The following is an 18098-nucleotide window of genomic DNA, read 5'->3' on the forward strand; positions in this document are numbered from 1 at the left end:
ATGATGAGACCGGTAGTAGTAAAAGAAAAACAAGTAAATGAGACACAAATACATGCTGTAGAAGATGAGGTTAGACAAGCGAAAACGATGGATCGTGATATCGTAACACATGCGATGAAACAATCCGTTGCGAAATTGAATCCGAAAGTCATGATAAAGAATCCGATTATGTTCGTTGTGGAAATTGGGTTTATCATTACGTTCATTTTATCTTTTCTTCCAAGCAGTTCTAGTAGTATACCAGGATGGTTTAATATAACAGTTTCTCTTATTCTATTATTTACAGTTTTATTTGCGAATTTTGCAGAAGCATTAGCAGAAGGCCGTGGTAAAGCACAAGCCGATTCTTTAAAGCAGTCGAAGAAAGATGTGTTTGCAAATGTTGTAAAAGAAAATGGAGACATTGTCCAAGTTTCAGCAACTGATCTTAGAAAAGGTGACGTTGTTATCGTAAAACAAGGAGAAATGATTCCGAATGATGGCGAAGTAATCAAAGGATTAGCATCTGTAGATGAATCTGCAATTACAGGGGAATCAGCTCCTGTTATAAAAGAAGCAGGCGGTGATTTTTGTTCCGTAACAGGTGGAACGATGGTCGTAAGTGATGAAATTACAATTGTCATTACGAGTAATCCTGGTGAATCATTTATCGACAAAATGATTTCTTTAGTAGAAGGAGCTGCTCGTCAAAAAACGCCGAATGAGATTGCTTTAAATACAGTATTAACGAGCTTAACTCTTATTTTCTTGATCGTCGTTGTGACGTTGCCGATTTTTACAAATTATTTAGGTTTTCAAATTGATACAGCTGTACTCGTAGCATTGTTAGTATGTTTAATTCCAACGACAATTGGTGGTTTGCTATCAGCGATTGGTATTGCTGGGATGGACCGGGTGACAAAATTTAACGTGCTAGCGATGTCAGGGAAAGCAGTAGAAGCTGCGGGCGATATTAATACAATTATTTTAGATAAAACAGGTACAATTACTTTTGGAAACCGGATGGCTCATACATTATTGCCTGTAGGAAATGAAACGATTGAGCAAGTTGGAAAGTGGGCCGCTATTAGTTCTGTTTTAGATGAAACGCCAGAAGGTCGATCTGTTATTGAGTATGTGCAGGGAAAATCTATATCATATAATAGAGAACTTGCAGAACAAGGGGAGTTTGTTCCGTTTAAAGCAGAAACGAGAATGAGTGGTGTTGATTTACAAGACGGAACGAAAGTGAGAAAAGGTGCTGTCGGTGCCGTTATTGAATGGGTTGGGGCACAAGGTGGAACAATTCCGAAAGATGTAAATCAAAAAGCAGACTTAATTTCAAAAGAGGGCGGAACACCACTTGTAGTTGCAGTAGATAATCGTATTTACGGTTTAATTTATTTAAAGGATACAGTAAAACCAGGTATGCGTGAGCGTTTTGAACAGTTGCGCCAAATGGGGATTAAAACGGTTATGTGTACAGGTGATAATCCGTTAACAGCAGCAACGATTGCAAAAGAAGCAGGGGTAGATGAATTCGTTGCCGAGTGTAAACCAGAAGATAAAATTGCGGTTATTAAAGCAGAGCAAGATAAAGGGAAACTTGTAGCGATGACAGGTGATGGTACAAATGATGCTCCGGCATTAGCACAGGCTGACGTTGGATTAGCGATGAATAGTGGTACGACAGCTGCGAAAGAAGCAGCAAATATGATTGATTTAGACTCGAATCCAACGAAAATTATTGAGGTTGTAGGAATTGGTAAGCAATTGTTAATGACACGTGGTGCATTGACGACATTTAGTATTGCGAATGATATAGCGAAATATTTTGCAATTATTCCAGCAATGTTTACACTTGCGATTCCGCAAATGGAAGCACTAAACATAATGAAGTTAACATCACCACTGTCAGCGATTTTATCAGCATTAATATTTAACGCTGTTATTATTCCACTACTCATTCCGTTAGCGATGAAAGGTATCGCATATAAACCGATGAGTTCTAATGCATTACTTAGCCGAAACCTACTTATTTATGGGCTTGGCGGAGTTATCGTTCCGTTCATTGGAATTAAAGTAATTGATATAATTGTCGGCTTGTTCATATAAGGAAGAGGGGAAAAAGATGGAAAAGAAACAAAGTATACTATCACCAATTATCCGTATTACTTTTACATTTCTAGTGTTGTGTGGACTTGTATATCCACTTATTGTTACTGGTATTGCACAAGCCGTGATGAAGGATAATGCGGATGGAAGTCTAATATATAATGATAAAAATGAAGTGATTGGTTCTAAATTAATCGGGCAAAACTTCACGGATCCACGTTATTTTCAAGGGCGTGTTTCTAGTATTGAATATAAGGCTGAAGCATCTGGTTCAAATAACTATGCACCATCTAATCCAGATTTAGAGAAACGAGTAGAGAAAAGTATTGAAGAGTGGAAGAAACAAAATCCGAGCGTTCCAGTAACAGAAGTACCGATAGATTTAGTGACAAATTCAGGTTCAGGGCTTGATCCTGATATTAGTCCAAAGGCGGCCTCGGTGCAGGTGGATCGCATTTCAAAATTAACGAATATTTCGAAAGAAAAACTTAATCAATTGATTAAAGATCAAACAGAAGGTGCTGCACTTGGTTTATTTGGAGAAGATCGAGTGAATGTCTTAAAGCTAAATTTAGCATTACAAAAATTAATGAAATAGTAACAGTGCTACCTCAATCTAACGGATTGAGGTAGCGTTGTTTCGAATGAAAGGTGGTGTTTATTTTGTATGCAGATGATTATGAACCGAAGTTTCAAAGGCGAACGCCAGAGGAATATTTAGAATATATTCGTCAGCAAAATCGCGGAAAGTTAAAGCTATATGTAGGAGCAGCTCCAGGCGTAGGAAAAAGTTATAAAATGCTCTTTGATGCAAGGGAAATGAAAAAAGATGGAATTGATATTGTAATTGGTTTAATTGAAACGCATGGAAGAAAAGAGACGGAAGAAGCAATTGCTGATTTAGAAAAAGTTCCTTTGAAAGAAATACAGTATAAAGGAAAGGTATTTTATGAGCTTGATGTGGAAGGAATAAAAAAACGCGCGCCGCAAGTAGTCGTAGTGGATGAACTTGCGCATAGTAATGTTCCTGGTTCTAAGCATAAAAAACGTTATATGGATGTGCAGGAATTGTTAGAGGCTGGTATATCGGTATTATCAGCTTTTAATATTCAACATTTAGAAAGTGTTCATGATATTGTAGCTCAAATTACGAATGTAAAAGTAAGAGAACGAATTCCAGATTTTATTTTACAAAAAGCAAATGAAATTCAGCTCGTTGATGCAACGCCCGAGGTATTAAGGAAGAGACTAATAGACGGAAAGATATATAAAGAAGAAAAAATTCAGCAAAGTTTACAAAATTTCTTTACGCTTAATAATTTAGGGGCACTTAGGGAATTATCACTTCGCGAGGTTGCCGATGATATGGACGAGAAAATTAGCCAAACAGTAATAGAACCAATTGGCGTAAAAGAAAAAATTCTTGTTTGTGTACAATACAGTTCAACAGCGGAGAAATTAATAAGACGGGGATGGCGCATGGCTGATCGGTTAAACGCTGAATTGTACGTATTAAACGTTGAGAGGGAAAATATAGATTCTATTTCAGCTGGAAAAAAGCAGACGATTGAAGAGTGGAAGTTGCTAACGAATCAATTTGATGCAAGTTTTGTATTAGAAGAAGCAAAGGGAAGAAAGCCAGCAGATGTTATTATTGAAGTGGCAAAAAGATTACAGGTGACGCAAATTTTACTTGGACAATCGGCTAGAACAAGGTGGGAAGAAATACGAAAAGGCTCTATTGTAAATGAAATTATGAGACAAACAAAGTATATTGATATTCATATTGTTGCGGATCAAAGAGGATAAATAGAGCCGACCTTTTTGGGGGCTCTATTTTGCTTTTTGTACAGAATGAAAACTTAGCATTTTCATTGCATATAAGATTACAAGTAAAAACATAATTGCGCCTAGGAAGAAAATCCAAAAGTAATTTTGGTTAAATAAAAGAAATCCACCTATAAGTGGCCCTGTGCCCATACCAAGATAGCGGATGAAGTTGTACATACCGATAGCTGTTGCACGTTCTTGCACGAATTCTTCTGTTAATAAAGTAGTGTGAGTTGGCATAGAAAGTCCCATACTAAAACCGTACAAAGATGTAACGATAATGATGAATGGGATATTGATGTTATATATGAAAGAGAATAAAAAGACACATATAATATTGAAGTAACTCGTAATAAATAAAGTTTGCTTTGTTGTGAGGCGTTTTTGCAAAAACTTGCAGCAAAAACTTCCTAGCATGATAGAAAGAGACATTGGTACAAACATAAGACCAATTTCACTTGCAGCTAGATGAAATGAATTTGCTAAAATGCTCGGTAAAAAAACGAGAAAGCAAAAGTAAATACAAAATTGAATGAAGCCAATAAGAGTAATAGAAAATCCAGTTTTATTTTTTAAGATAAGAGAGTAGTTCTTTTGTGCTTTAGACTGCTTAATTACATTTGGCTTTGTTTCTGGAAGTAGTGAAATGTTTATAATTAATAAGATAATGCCAAGTGTAGATAAAAAGAGAAATACAGATAAGTGACCATTTATACTGCCAAGAAATCCACCTATGAGAGGAGCCATTGTAGGTGCGAGGGCAAGTAACATTTGGTATAGGCTCATCGCTTCTCCGCGTTCTTTTCCTTCAAATAAATCGCCGATAATCGTTGCTGAAACTACAGGTATAGCCGCTATTCCTATAGCTTGAACAGCTCTAAAAAAGAGAAATAAATAAATGTTTGCCGAAAAAGCACATCCGATTGAACCAATTGTACTAATGACTAAACTAGGGATAAGGACAGATTTTCTCCCTTTTGTATCAATTAAAGGTCCATATACGAGCTGCATAATTGCAAGAATGAATGTGAAAAGTGAAACTGTTACATTTACAAGATAAAGAGAAGTGTGAAAAGAATTTTGAATCATCGGTAAGATAGGTGTGTAAATATTTTGAGCGAAGGAACCGAGTAAGGCACTAATACAGACAACATATAAAATGAAAGTTAGTTTAGATTTTTTCATCTTGTTAACCTCCTTGTATTTTAGTTTCCTTAGAAACTAAATTTATTTTAACATGATTTTCTCACTTGTAAAGATGAAAAAATAATTTTAAAATGGTATATAGTTAAATTGTTTCTTCGGAAACTTAGGAGGCGAACGGATTGAAGCATACAACGAAGCAAATGGAAATACTGTCGGACATTCGTACACTTTTGCATAAAAAAGAAGAACATTTAAAACGACAAAACGAGAAGTTTCTTTATGAGACAGGTGTAAGTAGTATGTCTTTATCTGAGTTACATGTAATCGAATGTATCGGAAAAAATGGTTTGATGAATGTAACGGCAATTACGACAGAAATGGGCATGACGAAGGGAGCAATCTCTAAAATTTGTACGAAGTTGTTTCAAAAGCAATTCGTTGAGAAGATGCAAATGTTAGATAATCAAAAAGAAATCTTCTTTCGCTTAAAGGAAAGCGGCAATGAAATATATAAAGCTCATGAAAAATTGCATAAGCAAGCTGAAGAAAAGTGGTTGTTACTTTTAGATGGATATACGAAAGAAGAGCAAGACTTTATTCAAAGGTTTATAAAGGATGTCTCCGATCATTTGGAAATATAATCGGAAGAAAAAACTCCTTTTTCTCAAGTCTTTTAAATATAATTTCTGAAAGAACTCATATATAATAGAAAAAGATACTTAACATGGTGAATAATTAAAGAGTCAATATATATAGAGGAGAGAGTAACATGCTTGAAAATACGGGGTTAGTATTAGAAGGCGGCGGTATGCGTGGTGTATATACGGGTGGGATATTAGAATACTTTATGGAACAAGATTTATATTTTCCATATGTAATCGGTGTATCAGCTGGTGCTTGTCATGCAGCGTCGTATCTTTCCAGACAAAGAAATAGAAATAAAACGGTCAATATTGATTATGCATCACATCCGAAATATTTGTCGTATAAAAACTTATGGAGAAAACGTCAGCTATTTGATATGGATTTCATTTTTCATGAAATTCCAGAAAAGCATGTTCCGTTTGATTTTGAAACATACTTTAATAGCCCAGAACGTTTCCTTGTAGGAACGACGGATTGTGAAACAGGACAATCTGTTTATTTTGAGAAAGAAGGAACGAATGATGATGCACTAAATTTATTACAAGCGTCTAGTTCATTGCCTTTCATTGCACCAGTAGTAAATTATCGTGGTAAGCAGTTATTAGATGGCGGGATTTCTGATCCAATTCCAGTTCGTAAGGCACAGGAAGATGGATTTAAAAAATCAGTCGTTATTTTAACGAGAAATCATGGTTACGCGAAGAAAAAATCAAAATTCGGATGGATTGCAGGAAAAGCTTATAAAAAATATCCGAATCTTGTTAACACGATGTTGAATCGTTATGAAGTGTATAATAAAACACTTCACTATATTGAAAAAGAAGAGCAAGCTGGTAATTTATTTGTTATTCGCCCAGAAGTGCCGCTTCAAGTAGATCGTATGGAAAAAGATACAGCAAAACTACAAAATTTATACGAGCAAGGCTATGAAGATGCAAAGAGACAGTTTGCAGATTTGCAGGCGTTTTTGCAAAAATAAATATTAGGCTGTGGAGAAGAATTTCTCTGCAGCCTTTTTATATTGCTACTTATACGTTACTTTTTAAAAATGTATGAATGTTTAAGTGTTTAAAGAGTTTGTAAAACATTGGGGTGTCTTATTGAGGAGAATTTACTTGAGAGGTATTATGACGATGTAGCGCTACAAAACTATTTAATTTACGAGGTGATTGTTAATGAAGGGAAAGGTTTTTTCGATTGCGACTTTAATATTATTAGCAACATCAATCTCAACAAGTGCATTCTATCCAACTCTAAGCGGTCACAAAAGCGGTAACCTACTATCTTACAGAGCTCAAACTACTACGAATCAAAATGCATCTCGTTGTTCAGTAGCAATTTCTTTTATTAAATCAAATGGAAATAATTCATATATTGAAAGCGCTTCAGACAAATTAGGGTCCCATGAATCTGGAAGAGCATTAAACGCAACTGTGAGTAATGGTGCATATAACGCCTTTGGGGCAAAAGGACTATACTCGGAGCATTATGCAAATGAGAATAATGACTATCAAGAAGATACACACAAAGGTACTTTTGATAGTAACGGTAACTTACGATTACAGTGGTAAAAAGCATTAAACAGTTGTCTTTATAAATACTTGGATAAGGAGAAGGGGATGTTCATCATCTCCTTCTTATTTAAAAGGAGCACAGACATGTACCTAGCTTTTAAAAATATAAAAAGCAATAAACTGTTTTCAGTCATTCTTCTTATGTCATTTTTTATTTCTTTTCTTTCTATATCAATAGCCGCACTTTTAACAGAGTCTAAACGAAACTTTATATCTGCTTTTCAAATCGGTTTTCCAGAGAAGAATCAAATTTTAACTGTTCCGATAGCGAATGCAACTGAATTGGAAGAGATAATTCCTTTCATACAAGATATTTTTGTTAAAAGTGATATTTATGTAGAGCATTTAAAAGCATTAAATAGTTCAGGGGCAACAAAGATTATAGCTGTGAACTTAAAAGATGATTATTATTGGAAGCCATATATTTCTGAAGGACAATATTTTCATCGTGAAAATGTAAACAATATGGTTGTTGGCGATCAAACGAATGTAGAGGAGTTATATGAATTTGATGATACATATAAAAAAATAGGAACTATATCAAGAAAAGACAGTGACGTCGGTGTAGCAGGTATATACGTTCCACTTCAAAACTTACCTACTATATCTAAAAAAGGTATTATCGCGAGTAAACAATTACAATTAACAGTTGTTAATCCTACATCATCTATTCATAACGAAATAAAAAAGTTTATGGATAGGAGTAAAGAAGTGCTTTCGGGAGATGTTCAAATACTGAATGAACGAGATCTTCAGGAACTACATGTGACACATATAGATCCAGCAAATAAGTATTATTATAAATTCATTCTTGTTGCAATTGTTTCTGGCATTTCTGCGGTTTTATTTTGGATTTATAAAAAAGAAAGAGAGATTTCATTAAAAAAAGCAGTAGGTGCTTCTAATATATCTATTTACTGCGAACTATATATTCAAATTTTGTTTATTTCTCTAGTGGCGATGCTGTTGGTTTTTCTGGTGTTAGAAATGTTTTCTGGAACAATTCATACGTATTTTCAGACATACTTATTAAAACCGTTAACACCATATGTATTGGTATGTAATATTGTTTTTATAATTTTTCTTACAATGTTTGTTACTGTAATTCCAATCAAGCACATTATAAATATATATCCCGGAAAACATTTAAGAACGTAGGAGGTCTTCATGTTTTTTATATTTGATTCTATACGGTCTGTGAAAAAACGGTTGTTACCAAGTTTGATTATAGTAATTTCTTTAATTATTGCATTTTCTTCAGCAATAGAATTTGTTAGTAATCTTTCGGGATATCGAAAAATGATGACGGTAGCAAATAATTTATCGACTCATAAAAATTTCTATGAACTTTATGCGACGCAAGATATAACATTGTTTAGCGAAGAAAAAGCAAAAAGTGATTATCAACATTTCATGCAAGGGTTATCTAATACGATACCAATAACAAATAAAACAAATTATTTGTTCCGTAACTATTCACTTAGTTTAAAAAAAGAAAATGGAACGATAAAGACTCTTATTGTTGATAAAGATATTAATAAGTACTTTCATATACGAATTTCACAAGGAAGATATTTTGAGGAATCGGAATTTCATAAATCAGTATTTGATATTAGACCTGTTATATTAGGGGCTAATTATATAGAAAAGGTATCTATTGGTGATGTTATACTATCTGGAAAAATGAAGCTAAAAGTAATTGGCTTTTTAGAAAAAAATTCACCATTTACATATCCTCGAAGTGGTGAAATATCGGATAATCGTATTACATTATTAGATGACATGGCGATTTTACCAATTGGAACAGAAGAAATAGAGTTCTATAGTGTAGAACTTTTATACAATGGGTTAATTATAGAAACAAATGAGAAGATAAATATAAATGAATTTCAAAAGAAAGTATTAAAGGTAACAGAAGGTAAGGGTTATTCGTATTATGTTACAAATCCGAATAAATTGTTAGAAAATGAAAAACAAGGTATTGATAATATGTCATACCCCTTATTATTAAGCGGTACAGTCTTATTTTTTTCATTTCTATCTATTGTATTAACATCAATGGCAGCACTTTATATGGAGCGTAAAAATATTTCTATTAAATCAGCGTTAGGTGCAAGTACTTTTCAAATATGTCTTCCATTTATTATTGAGTATATGTTGTTATTCATTTTATCGATATGTATAGGAATTACGTATTTCCAATGGGAGAATAGCGGAGTAATTGAAATTCAGAAAGGGCTAGAAAATAGTATAGTATCTTTCTTTGGAACGTTAAAAGTCTCTATAGAATCATTGGTTGTTATAGGTGCTTTATCACTTGTAATGATCCTCGTTATATATGCAATCATTTATTTCAATGTACTAAAAATAAAAAATACATATATGAAAGAGGTGTTATAGATGATTCAGCTCGCAAATGTGGCTAAGGGCTTTGGAAAGAATAATTTTAGTGCTTTAAAAGATATTAATCTTACAATAGAAAAAGGCGAAATGATAGCCATTATGGGCCCCTCTGGTTCGGGGAAGTCTACTCTCCTTAACATTATTGGCTTAATCGATAGCCCCTCTGCTGGAAAGTATTTTTTAGATGGAATGGATACGAGTACATTAAAGCAAAACTATCATAAGTATAGAAACACGGAAGTTGGATTTGTGTTTCAAAACTTTTCGCTACTCGATGATTATACGATTATTGAAAATGTAATGCTTCCACTTGTATATAGAAGAATTTCTCATAAGAAACGTATGCAAATATCAAAAGAAATGCTGAAAATGGTAGAGCTTGAGAGGCATATTAACAAATATCCTTACGAGTTATCAGGAGGAGAACAGCAAAGAACAGCAATAGCAAGGGCTTTAGCACAAGATACAAAAATTATACTTGCTGATGAACCGACTGGTGCTCTTGATCAAGAAAATGGGGAAAAAATTATGAGTATTTTACAAGAGATTAATAAAGAAGGAAAAACAGTGCTAGTTGTTACACATGATCAAAAGGTAGCTGCATATTGTCAGAGGACGATACGGTTACTTGATGGTTGTATGGTATAATATGGATAATATTATGTGAAGAGGTGATACATATGGAAAATGTATATAAAGGACTGAGGCATACCGGATTTACTGCAATGCTTATTTTTGGAGGGGTATTTCTACTTCGCTGGCTCATACATGATGAGATGCTACTGGATCAGCTTATTGGATTTAGTGTAGGAATGGTAATGGTTGTTTCGTCAGTTTCCATTCAAAAGTATAGTAAAGAATTACAGATGAATGAGAAATATTAATAATTTTTAATTGCTGTTATCTTTTTCATAGTTTAGGAATAGTGGAGGCTTTCGTGTGATTGTTGCAAAGGGAAAAGAGAGCATCGAATTCGATGCTCTACTTTTTATTTACGCTTCTTTTTAATAAATGAAAAGGCTAAAGCTGTAATTAAAATGCTGCCTTTAATGATATCTTGTGCATAATAAGGGACGTTCATCATTGTGAGTCCATTTAATATAATTCCAATTAATACCGAGCCGAGGAATGTTCCGACTATATTTGGTTTCTTGGCACCGAACATTGCGTAACCGATATAGGCAGCTGCGACTGCATCCATTAATAATGGAGCACCAGCTGAAACTTGTCCTGTTCCAACGCGGCTGCATAGAATAATGCCGCCAATAGAAGCTAGTAAACCACTAATCATATAAGCATATACACGGTAACGATCAGTAGGAATACCGGCTAATCTAGCAGCTTCTCGATTCCCACCAGTCATATAAAAGAAACGACCGTACGTTGTTTTTTCTAAAAATAGATGTGCAATTAAAACGACAGTAAGCATGATAATGACAGGGACTGGAATTCCTAAGACGGAACCTTGACCGATAAATAAAAAAGATGGAATAAAATGTCCTGTTGCACCGGACATTCCTTCATAAATTGAAGATCCTTTTGAAAATGTTAAGTGTAGTCCATTGACGATATACATGATACTTAATGTAGCTAGTAAATCGGGTAGTTTAATTCGGATAACGAGTAGTGCATTTAATAATCCAACTAATAACCCGCAAAGAATAGGAACAAGGAGTGTGACTAATAGTTCTTGTCGATATAAAACGAGACAAGAAGCAGCTGCAATTGTTGCTAAACTAGCGGTGGAGCCGACTGATAAATCAAACCCATCTACAATCAATGTAAAGGTAACGCCGATTGCAAGTAACGTTACGATGGAAATAGAACGTAAAATATCACTAATATTGTTATATGTTAAAAAAGAATCATTGACGATAGAGAAAAAAATTGTAACACCTATAATAATAGCAATTGTACTAAATTGATAAAAAAGATGAGTAGGTAAATATAGTTTCTTAGTTTTCGTTTTATGAACGAGATTCAATGGAATAGCTCCCTTCAGATAAATGTAAAAGCTGTTCAGGAGATAGTTCGCTTGGTAAGTATTCACCTACAAATTCTCCGTTTGCCAGTATAAGAATGCGATCAGCGATATGCAACGCTTCATCTTGTTCTCCTGTGAAATAAATTACGGAACTTCCGTTTTCTGTAATGTTGCGAATGAATTGAAAAATGTCTTGTTTCGCAGCGATGTCTACACCTTTAGTTGGCTCGTCTAAAAGAAATAGATTAGGTTTGAATCCACTCCACTTTGCAATTGAGACTTTTTGTTGGTTTCCACCGCTAAGTGAATGAATAAGTGCCTTTGGGTCATTTGGTGAAATACCGAAAGAAGAAATTGCTGTAGTAGCATCATTTAATTCGGTTTGTTTTCGTTTCCAACCTGATTGATGTAAATTTGTGTGACTTATAATATCTTCCGAAAGAAATACGCCTTGTTTTCTTCTTTCTTCTGGTACAAGTGCGATTTTCGCTTTAATCGCATCTCGTGGTGTTTTAATCGTTAGTTTTTGACCGTCTATTTCTGCGTGATAAGTATGAAGAGCACCAAATAACGTTTCAGCAAGTGTTGTTTTTCCACTTCCAATTAATCCGTATATCACAACAGTTTCTCCTTTTCGTATTGTAAGAGAAAGGGGAGAATGACCTTCGTGTAATAGAAGCTCTTGTACTTTAAATAGTTCCTCGCTCCCGGTTTTTGGTGCGGTATTAATAGGAAGTGTAAGTTGTTTTCCAGTCATCGCTTCCACAATTTGTTGATCTGTAATCGTTGTAATGGTTTCAGAAAGGGCAACTTGACCGTTATGTAATACAGTTACATCATCCGCGAAATTTCGAATCTCTGATAAACGATGAGAAACTAAAAGGATGCCAATTCCTTTTGATGTTAAATCTTTTAATAGTTTCCCAAAGGTTTCAACTTCTTTTGGTCCAAGAGAAGAAGTAGGTTCATCTAATAAAAGGTAATTTGTATTGTTAGATAAAGCTCTTGCGATAAGAAGTAATTGTTTTTCATGTAATGAACAGTTTGAAACATCTTCCGAAACATTTAAATTTACCTGTACAGTTTGCAAATGTTGTTTAGCAAGTGCGACTAATTTGGACTTTGAAAATAGTACTTTATTTTGCATTGCTAAATGATCGATTAGTACATTTTCTAATACAGATAATCCGGGAATAAGTCCGTGATCTACTTCTTGTGTTACGAAAGAAATGCCATGCTTTTTTGCATCGCGCGGTGAAGTAAAGGAAACAGACTGAGTATCAATTTTTATATCGCCAACAACTGGTTGAATTTCACCAGTTGCTATTTTTAGTAAAGTACTTTTTCCTGCACCGTTCATGCCTAGTAAAGCGTGTACTTTTCCTTTTTGAATATGAATAGAAACATCTTCTAGAACAGGTGTAGCGACATGATAAGAATGTGTAATGTTTTGAAGAGAGAACGTCATCATTTTTTCTCCTTCTCTAATTTTTTCATCCAAGGGGAATATGCATCTTTTGAGTCTCCCCAACCGTTTATATATTTTGATAACTGATCCATTGTTATATTTTCTTTTGGTAAACTATTTTTCTTTACTAAATAAGGTTCTAGTGAATAAATATCTGGCGTTTGTTCACCAGCAATTTTTTTGTATAAAAATCGTACTTGAACCTTACCTACTTCAGCTGGATCAGTTGCAGCTGTAGCAGTCCAAGGTGAGTTTTCTTTTTGCATGAGTTGTAAATCCTCATTACTTAAGTCAATGCCATATACTTTTATATCTGTACGACCAGCTTGTTCAAGTGCTTTAACAGTCCCTTTAGCAAACTCATCCCACGAAGCGAAAATAGCTTGTAAATCGCCTTTTTTCGGATATTTCTTTAGTAAAGCTTCTACTTGTGTTTGTGTATCGAGTGGCGTGTTATTACTAGCAGTACCGAATCTTGCGACTTCTTTTATATTTGGATACCGTTTATAAAAAGCATCAATGATAACATTGCGACGTTCCATTGGAGCAAATCCGCCGACCCATACAACTGCGATATTTCCTTGTCCATTCAAATCTTCCGCTAACGTTTTTAATGATTTCCATGCAAGACTATAGTCATCTTGATCAATAATTGTCACACCTGGCAAGCGTAGATCGTTATCGAACGCAACTACGGGAATGTTCGCTTGTAACGCTTTTTCTACTCCAGGTTTTAGTGCTTCAGAACGGCCATGATCAATTAAAATACCATCCACTTTTGAATTAATAGCAGTATCTAAATTTGCAGCCATTTTTGCTAAATCGTTATCAGAATTGTAGACTTGTACACTGCCGCCAAATAGCTCAACTTGTTTTTTGACACCCTCAATATATTGAGAGGAAAAAGTTCCGATGGACATTTGCATAATTAATGCGATTTTTAATGGCTTCTTCATTTGGCTTGGAATTTCTGTTTGTAATTGATTTTCTACCGTTGTAGTCGCCTTTCTCACAGTTTGTTGCTTTTGTGAAGAGATAGTATCTTGTTCATTTGTACAAGCTGCTAATGTAAATAAGAGAAAAATAAGTACGATGGAACATAATTTTTTCATAAAAAAATCCCTCCTAAACTAAAAAGAGAGAGGAGGGAGTGAAAATAAAAAACGCCTTTTCATATAGAAAAGACGCCTTATCATATTACTCTTATCTTTCAACACAATGTGTTGTAAGAATTAGCACCGTGCCCATAAATGGGTCGGTTGCCGGGCTTCGTAGGGCTCATCCCTCCACCTGCTCTTGATAAGACATCTGATATTTAACTATTTTGAATTATTCCACAAACGAATGGTATTGTCAAACAGTATTTATAAAAAAATCCCTCAGGAAGAGGGATTTTAATGTGGTAAGAATATCAATTGATAAGCAAACAAAATTCCAAATACATATACAAGTGGGTGAACAGCACGGAATTTACCTTTTGCTACTTTCATAAGTGGGTATGAAATAAATCCAAGTGCGATACCTGTTGCGATACTTGATGTAAGTGGCATGCTTAAGATTACTAAGAATGCTGGGAATGCTTCATCAAATGCGTCCCAATCGATGTGGCGAACTGAACCCATCATAAGACTACCAACGATAATTAATGATGGTGCAGTAATAGCTGATACACCAGAAACAGCACTTACTAATGGGCCGAAGAATGCTGCTAGTGCGAATAGAACCGCTACTGTAACAGTTGTTAAACCAGTACGACCACCAGCTGCAACACCAGCAGATGATTCAATGTAAGCTGTTGATGGTGTCGTTCCGAACATAGAACCAATAGTTGCTGAGAATGAGTCAGATAGAAGAGCTCGTCCTGCTTTTGGAAGCTTTCCGTCTTTCATAAATCCACCTTGTTGTGCAACGCCAAGTAATGTACCTGTTGTATCGAATAGTGTAACAAGGAAGAATGAGAATACAACGCCGTATAATCCGTAGTTAATTACGTCAGATACAGCAGTAATTGGATTTGAAACGATAATTCCTTCTGGTAAACCAGGCATTGATGTAACACCGTTTGAGAATGATAATTGTCCCGTGAAGAAAGCGATAATACCAGTTAATAGCATCCCGATAAATAGTGCGCCATTTACATTTAAAGACATAAGGACAATTGTAATTCCAAGTCCAGCTAATGCTAGTAGTACTGGAGCAGAGTGAAGATCACCAAGTCCAACTAAGTTTGCATCATTTTTTGTAACGATACCTGTTAAACGTAAACCGATAAAGGCGATGAAAAGACCGATACCAGCAGTAATTGCATGTTTTAAGTTTTCAGGAATTGCTTCCATTAATTTTGTACGGAAAGATGTGAATGATAACAAAATTAAAATCATACCTGCTACGAATACAGCAGAGAATGCAATTGCGAAAGTCATGCCTTCATGAGCTTTTACAACAGAGTAAGAGAAGTAAGCATTTAATCCCATACCTGGCGCGATTGCGATTGGTAAGTTTGTAAAGATTGCCATAAATAATGTTCCGACAACAGCAGCGATAATTGTTGCTGTAAATGCTTGTTCAAATGGAACACCTGCATCCCCAAGGATGACTGGGTTTACGACAATGATATATGCCATTGTTAAGAAGGTAATAATACCTGCCATAATTTCAGTTTTAATAGAAGTTTTATGTTTTGAAAGGTTAAACATATAAACATCCTTTCTGTTTACGAATAATTTTCACAACAGTTATATATAATATTCGTTTTTTAACTATTTTGCAATAGTTTTGTATAAAAAGTTTACAACAATTCATATTTTGTGTCTTAAATTCGAATATTAATCGTAACTTGATGTGTGAATTTCAGTTTTTATTATGCACATTATAAGGAAAAGGAGTTGAAAGAAGCTATGCCACAGCAAAAAAACTTTGTAACAATGCCAGCGCAACATCAAAATAAACAGCCTGGTATTGAATCATTAATGAATCCACTTCCGCAGTTTGAAGATTCAAATTATAAAGGTAGCGAAAAGTTAAAAGGAAAGAATGTATTAATTACAGGGGGAGATAGTGGGATTGGACGAGCTGTTTCCATCGCTTTTGCGAAAGAGGGAGCAAATATTGCGATTGCTTATTTAGATGAGGAAGAAGATGCTAATGAGACGAAGCAATATGTTGAGAAAGAAGGTGTAAAGTGTGTATTGTTGCCGGGTGATTTAAGTGATGAACAGCATTGTAAAGATGTTGTTCAAGAGACCGTCCAGCAGCTAGGTAGTTTACAGGTTTTAGTAAATAATGTCGCGCAGCAATATCCGCAGCAAGGACTAGAGTATATTACAGCAGAACAGCTAGAAAAGACTTTTCGTATTAATATTTTTTCTTATTTTCACGTTGCGAAAGCCGCACTTTCTCATTTAAAGCAAGGGGATGTCATTATAAATACCGCGTCTATCGTTGCATACGAAGGAAATGAAACTTTAATTGATTATTCCGCAACGAAAGGAGCAATTGTAGCGTTTACAAGATCACTTTCTCAATCATTAGTGCAAAAAGGGATTCGTGTAAATGGTGTTGCACCGGGACCGATTTGGACACCGCTTATTCCATCGAGCTTTGATGAGAAGAAAGTCTCTCAGTTTGGAAGCAATGTCCCGATGCAACGGCCTGGTCAACCATATGAGTTAGCGCCGGCATACGTATATTTAGCGTCTGGTGATTCTTCTTATGTTACCGGACAAATGATACATGTAAATGGGGGCGTTATTGTAAATGGATAGTTTTCATTTATAAGAGCAAAGTAAAGCTAATTACAATTATTATGGTGAGCGCTAGGGGGGATATAGGTGAAAAGGGTATGTTTCGTCTTACTATTATTTTTCTTCCTACCGGTTAGTGCTTTTGCTGATACAGATCATTTAATACTAGTTAATCTTACGACAAACCAGTTGTCTTTTTTTGAGAATGGAAATTACACAAAAACATTTCCAGTAACGACTGGAAGAGATCGTACACCTACGCCTGAAGGTAATTTTTGTATTATAACGAAATTTAAAAATAAAGAATACCATCGAAAAAAAATAGCTGGGGGTGCACCGAATAACCCTCTTGGTACGAGATGGCTTGGGCTAGATAAGAATGAATATGCGATTCATGGGACAAACCGGGAATGGACGATTGGAAGTAGGGAATCAAATGGCTGTATTCGCATGCATGACAGGGATATACAATGGTTATATGACCGAGTACAATTACAAACAAAAGTAATCATTTCTCGTTTTCATACGAGCCCTGAATATGAAGCGAATAAGCTTGGTTATCGCGTTGTGAGCTGGAATGGTCGAAAAATAGAAAAAGAACAAATTGGAGTACTTACGTTAGTAGACCGCGCGGATATATATTGGCAAGAACCAAATGGACAGTTAACGAAGGTAAAAACTGTATTGCCAAATGAAAGATATCCGGTGTACTCAAAACGAAAAGATGGAATATATTATATAGGAAACAATTCGTATATTATAGATGAAACAGGAGAGAAAATTCGTTACGAGCAAATTCCTTCTTCGATTTTAAGTAATATATATAAACGGAAATACAATGTTCCGTAATGGCTACCGTATTATAGACGGTAGCTTATTTATACTTGGAGTTTAACTGCAACTATTGTATTTTGCTGAATATAATACAGTACAGATAGGGGGCGGTTATATTATGAAAAGTGAATTTGCGTTTAAAGTTTTCTTAGTAACGACCTGTTTATTTATCGTGTATTTATATGCGTTTCTCGTCTTTTCTTTTTATGTTCCATATGTTGATTTAATATTGTTCTTCGGATTTATTTGGGCGTTTGTGAAAGCGAGGGAAGGAGAGAAGAGTATATATCGGCGCATTACCCTATGCGGGACGGCCGTTCTCGTTATTTTGTACTTTTTTATTATGCATGATTTTTGGAGAGGGATGTAAAAAAGCA

18 protein-coding genes and 1 riboswitch are annotated in these 18098 nt (G+C 34.9%); of the genes, 13 read left to right on the forward strand and 5 right to left on the reverse strand.

All coding sequences use genetic code 11. From position 1 onward, the window contains the following. Positions 1–3 precede the first annotated feature (3 nt). Genes kdpB through kdpDN form a run of 3 tightly spaced genes read left to right on the forward strand, consistent with a single transcriptional unit; the run spans position 4 to position 3903 of the window. Positions 4–2094 carry a potassium-transporting ATPase subunit KdpB gene (kdpB, locus tag IBT51_RS21595; protein WP_200458771.1) on the forward strand — a complete coding sequence of 697 codons (2091 nt, stop codon included), beginning with the start codon at positions 4–6 and terminating at the stop codon, positions 2092–2094. Positions 2095–2110: 16 nt separating this feature from the next. Next, positions 2111–2692 (forward strand): K(+)-transporting ATPase subunit C, encoded by a 582-nt coding sequence (gene kdpC / locus IBT51_RS21600; protein ID WP_075719630.1) that lies wholly within the window; start codon positions 2111–2113, stop codon positions 2690–2692. 56 nt (positions 2693–2748) lie between these two features. Then, a complete protein-coding gene (kdpDN, locus tag IBT51_RS21605) occupies positions 2749–3903 on the forward strand; it encodes a KdpD-like non-kinase potassium sensor (protein WP_003269552.1) in 1155 nt (384 codons plus the stop codon). 24 nt (positions 3904–3927) lie between these two features. On the opposite strand, the gene IBT51_RS21610 is transcribed toward kdpDN, so the two are convergent. After that, the gene (locus tag IBT51_RS21610; RefSeq protein ID WP_200458772.1) at positions 3928–5109 is read right to left on the reverse strand and encodes an MFS transporter; all 1182 of its coding nucleotides are present in this window, start codon (positions 5107–5109) and stop codon (positions 3928–3930) included. A gap of 140 nt (positions 5110–5249) precedes the next feature. Between IBT51_RS21610 and IBT51_RS21615 the strand changes: the two genes are divergently transcribed. From IBT51_RS21615 to IBT51_RS21645, 7 genes are all read left to right on the forward strand, one after another. Beyond that, positions 5250–5711 carry a MarR family transcriptional regulator gene (locus tag IBT51_RS21615; RefSeq protein ID WP_200458773.1) on the forward strand — a complete coding sequence of 154 codons (462 nt, stop codon included), beginning with the start codon at positions 5250–5252 and terminating at the stop codon, positions 5709–5711. Between the two features lie 128 nt (positions 5712–5839). Continuing rightward, entirely contained in the window at positions 5840–6694 is an 855-nt protein-coding gene (locus IBT51_RS21620; RefSeq protein ID WP_200458774.1) for a patatin-like phospholipase family protein, read from the forward strand. Positions 6695–6890: 196 nt separating this feature from the next. Continuing rightward, a complete protein-coding gene (locus tag IBT51_RS21625) occupies positions 6891–7286 on the forward strand; it encodes a hypothetical protein (RefSeq protein ID WP_141548272.1) in 396 nt (131 codons plus the stop codon). Between the two features lie 87 nt (positions 7287–7373). Next, positions 7374–8447, forward strand: a complete 1074-nt coding sequence (locus IBT51_RS21630; protein ID WP_200458775.1) for an ABC transporter permease — start codon at positions 7374–7376, stop codon at positions 8445–8447. A gap of 9 nt (positions 8448–8456) precedes the next feature. Further along, on the forward strand, positions 8457–9689 hold the full coding sequence (locus tag IBT51_RS21635; protein WP_200458776.1) for an ABC transporter permease: 1233 nt from the start codon (positions 8457–8459) through the stop codon (positions 9687–9689). Then, a complete protein-coding gene (locus tag IBT51_RS21640; RefSeq protein WP_200458777.1) occupies positions 9690–10340 on the forward strand; it encodes an ABC transporter ATP-binding protein in 651 nt (216 codons plus the stop codon). It begins immediately after the preceding gene. 32 nt (positions 10341–10372) lie between these two features. After that, positions 10373–10576 carry a hypothetical protein gene (locus IBT51_RS21645; RefSeq protein ID WP_000432815.1) on the forward strand — a complete coding sequence of 68 codons (204 nt, stop codon included), beginning with the start codon at positions 10373–10375 and terminating at the stop codon, positions 10574–10576. Positions 10577–10680: 104 nt separating this feature from the next. Here IBT51_RS21645 and IBT51_RS21650 read toward each other — a convergent pair whose 3' ends face one another. The 4 genes from IBT51_RS21650 to IBT51_RS21665 all read right to left on the reverse strand — a co-directional run bounded on the left by IBT51_RS21650 (position 10681) and on the right by IBT51_RS21665 (position 15840). Continuing rightward, entirely contained in the window at positions 10681–11676 is a 996-nt protein-coding gene (locus IBT51_RS21650; protein WP_001054980.1) for an ABC transporter permease, read from the reverse strand. Further along, the gene (locus IBT51_RS21655) at positions 11660–13147 is read right to left on the reverse strand and encodes a sugar ABC transporter ATP-binding protein (RefSeq protein ID WP_200458779.1); all 1488 of its coding nucleotides are present in this window, start codon (positions 13145–13147) and stop codon (positions 11660–11662) included. Before IBT51_RS21655 ends, IBT51_RS21650 begins: the two co-directional genes overlap by 17 nt. Beyond that, on the reverse strand, positions 13144–14256 hold the full coding sequence (locus IBT51_RS21660; RefSeq protein ID WP_000732065.1) for a sugar ABC transporter substrate-binding protein: 1113 nt from the start codon (positions 14254–14256) through the stop codon (positions 13144–13146). The genes IBT51_RS21655 and IBT51_RS21660 overlap by 4 nt, the downstream gene beginning before the upstream one ends. A gap of 88 nt (positions 14257–14344) precedes the next feature. Beyond that, a riboswitch (SAM riboswitch) is annotated at positions 14345–14450 on the reverse strand. Between the two features lie 88 nt (positions 14451–14538). Beyond that, positions 14539–15840 (reverse strand): NCS2 family permease, encoded by a 1302-nt coding sequence (locus tag IBT51_RS21665; protein ID WP_000482713.1) that lies wholly within the window; start codon positions 15838–15840, stop codon positions 14539–14541. Positions 15841–16041: 201 nt separating this feature from the next. Here IBT51_RS21665 and IBT51_RS21670 point away from each other — a divergent pair, with 201 nt between their 5' ends. The 3 genes from IBT51_RS21670 (at position 16042) to IBT51_RS21680 (ending at position 18091) form a co-directional block, all read left to right on the forward strand. Then, a complete protein-coding gene (locus IBT51_RS21670; protein WP_053565202.1) occupies positions 16042–16908 on the forward strand; it encodes an SDR family oxidoreductase in 867 nt (288 codons plus the stop codon). A 66-nt stretch (positions 16909–16974) separates the two neighbouring features. Continuing rightward, positions 16975–17736, forward strand: a complete 762-nt coding sequence (locus IBT51_RS21675) for a L,D-transpeptidase (protein ID WP_088022326.1) — start codon at positions 16975–16977, stop codon at positions 17734–17736. 103 nt (positions 17737–17839) lie between these two features. Next, positions 17840–18091: a hypothetical protein gene (locus IBT51_RS21680; protein ID WP_000834195.1), complete on the forward strand. Its 252-nt coding sequence runs from the start codon at positions 17840–17842 to the stop codon at positions 18089–18091. The last annotated feature ends 7 nt before the right edge of the window (positions 18092–18098 follow it).

Origin of the sequence: Bacillus sp. S71 (assembly GCF_016625265.1) — a bacterium.
GTDB classification, from domain to species: domain Bacteria; phylum Bacillota; class Bacilli; order Bacillales; family Bacillaceae_G; genus Bacillus_A; species Bacillus_A cereus.

Coding starts and splice junctions, on each gene's coding strand:
- kdpB (WP_200458771.1), top strand. CDS start 4: ATGAGACCGGTAGTAGTAAAAGAAAAACAAGTAAATGAGACACAAATA.
- kdpC (WP_075719630.1), top strand. CDS start 2,111: ATGGAAAAGAAACAAAGTATACTATCACCAATTATCCGTATTACTTTT.
- IBT51_RS21610 (WP_200458772.1), bottom strand. CDS start 5,109: ATGAAAAAATCTAAACTAACTTTCATTTTATATGTTGTCTGTATTAGT.
- IBT51_RS21620 (WP_200458774.1), top strand. CDS start 5,840: ATGCTTGAAAATACGGGGTTAGTATTAGAAGGCGGCGGTATGCGTGGT.
- IBT51_RS21625 (WP_141548272.1), top strand. CDS start 6,891: ATGAAGGGAAAGGTTTTTTCGATTGCGACTTTAATATTATTAGCAACA.
- IBT51_RS21630 (WP_200458775.1), top strand. CDS start 7,374: ATGTACCTAGCTTTTAAAAATATAAAAAGCAATAAACTGTTTTCAGTC.
- IBT51_RS21635 (WP_200458776.1), top strand. CDS start 8,457: ATGTTTTTTATATTTGATTCTATACGGTCTGTGAAAAAACGGTTGTTA.
- IBT51_RS21640 (WP_200458777.1), top strand. CDS start 9,690: ATGATTCAGCTCGCAAATGTGGCTAAGGGCTTTGGAAAGAATAATTTT.
- IBT51_RS21645 (WP_000432815.1), top strand. CDS start 10,373: ATGGAAAATGTATATAAAGGACTGAGGCATACCGGATTTACTGCAATG.
- IBT51_RS21655 (WP_200458779.1), bottom strand. CDS start 13,147: ATGATGACGTTCTCTCTTCAAAACATTACACATTCTTATCATGTCGCT.
- IBT51_RS21660 (WP_000732065.1), bottom strand. CDS start 14,256: ATGAAAAAATTATGTTCCATCGTACTTATTTTTCTCTTATTTACATTA.
- IBT51_RS21665 (WP_000482713.1), bottom strand. CDS start 15,840: ATGTTTAACCTTTCAAAACATAAAACTTCTATTAAAACTGAAATTATG.
- IBT51_RS21670 (WP_053565202.1), top strand. CDS start 16,042: ATGCCACAGCAAAAAAACTTTGTAACAATGCCAGCGCAACATCAAAAT.
- IBT51_RS21680 (WP_000834195.1), top strand. CDS start 17,840: ATGAAAAGTGAATTTGCGTTTAAAGTTTTCTTAGTAACGACCTGTTTA.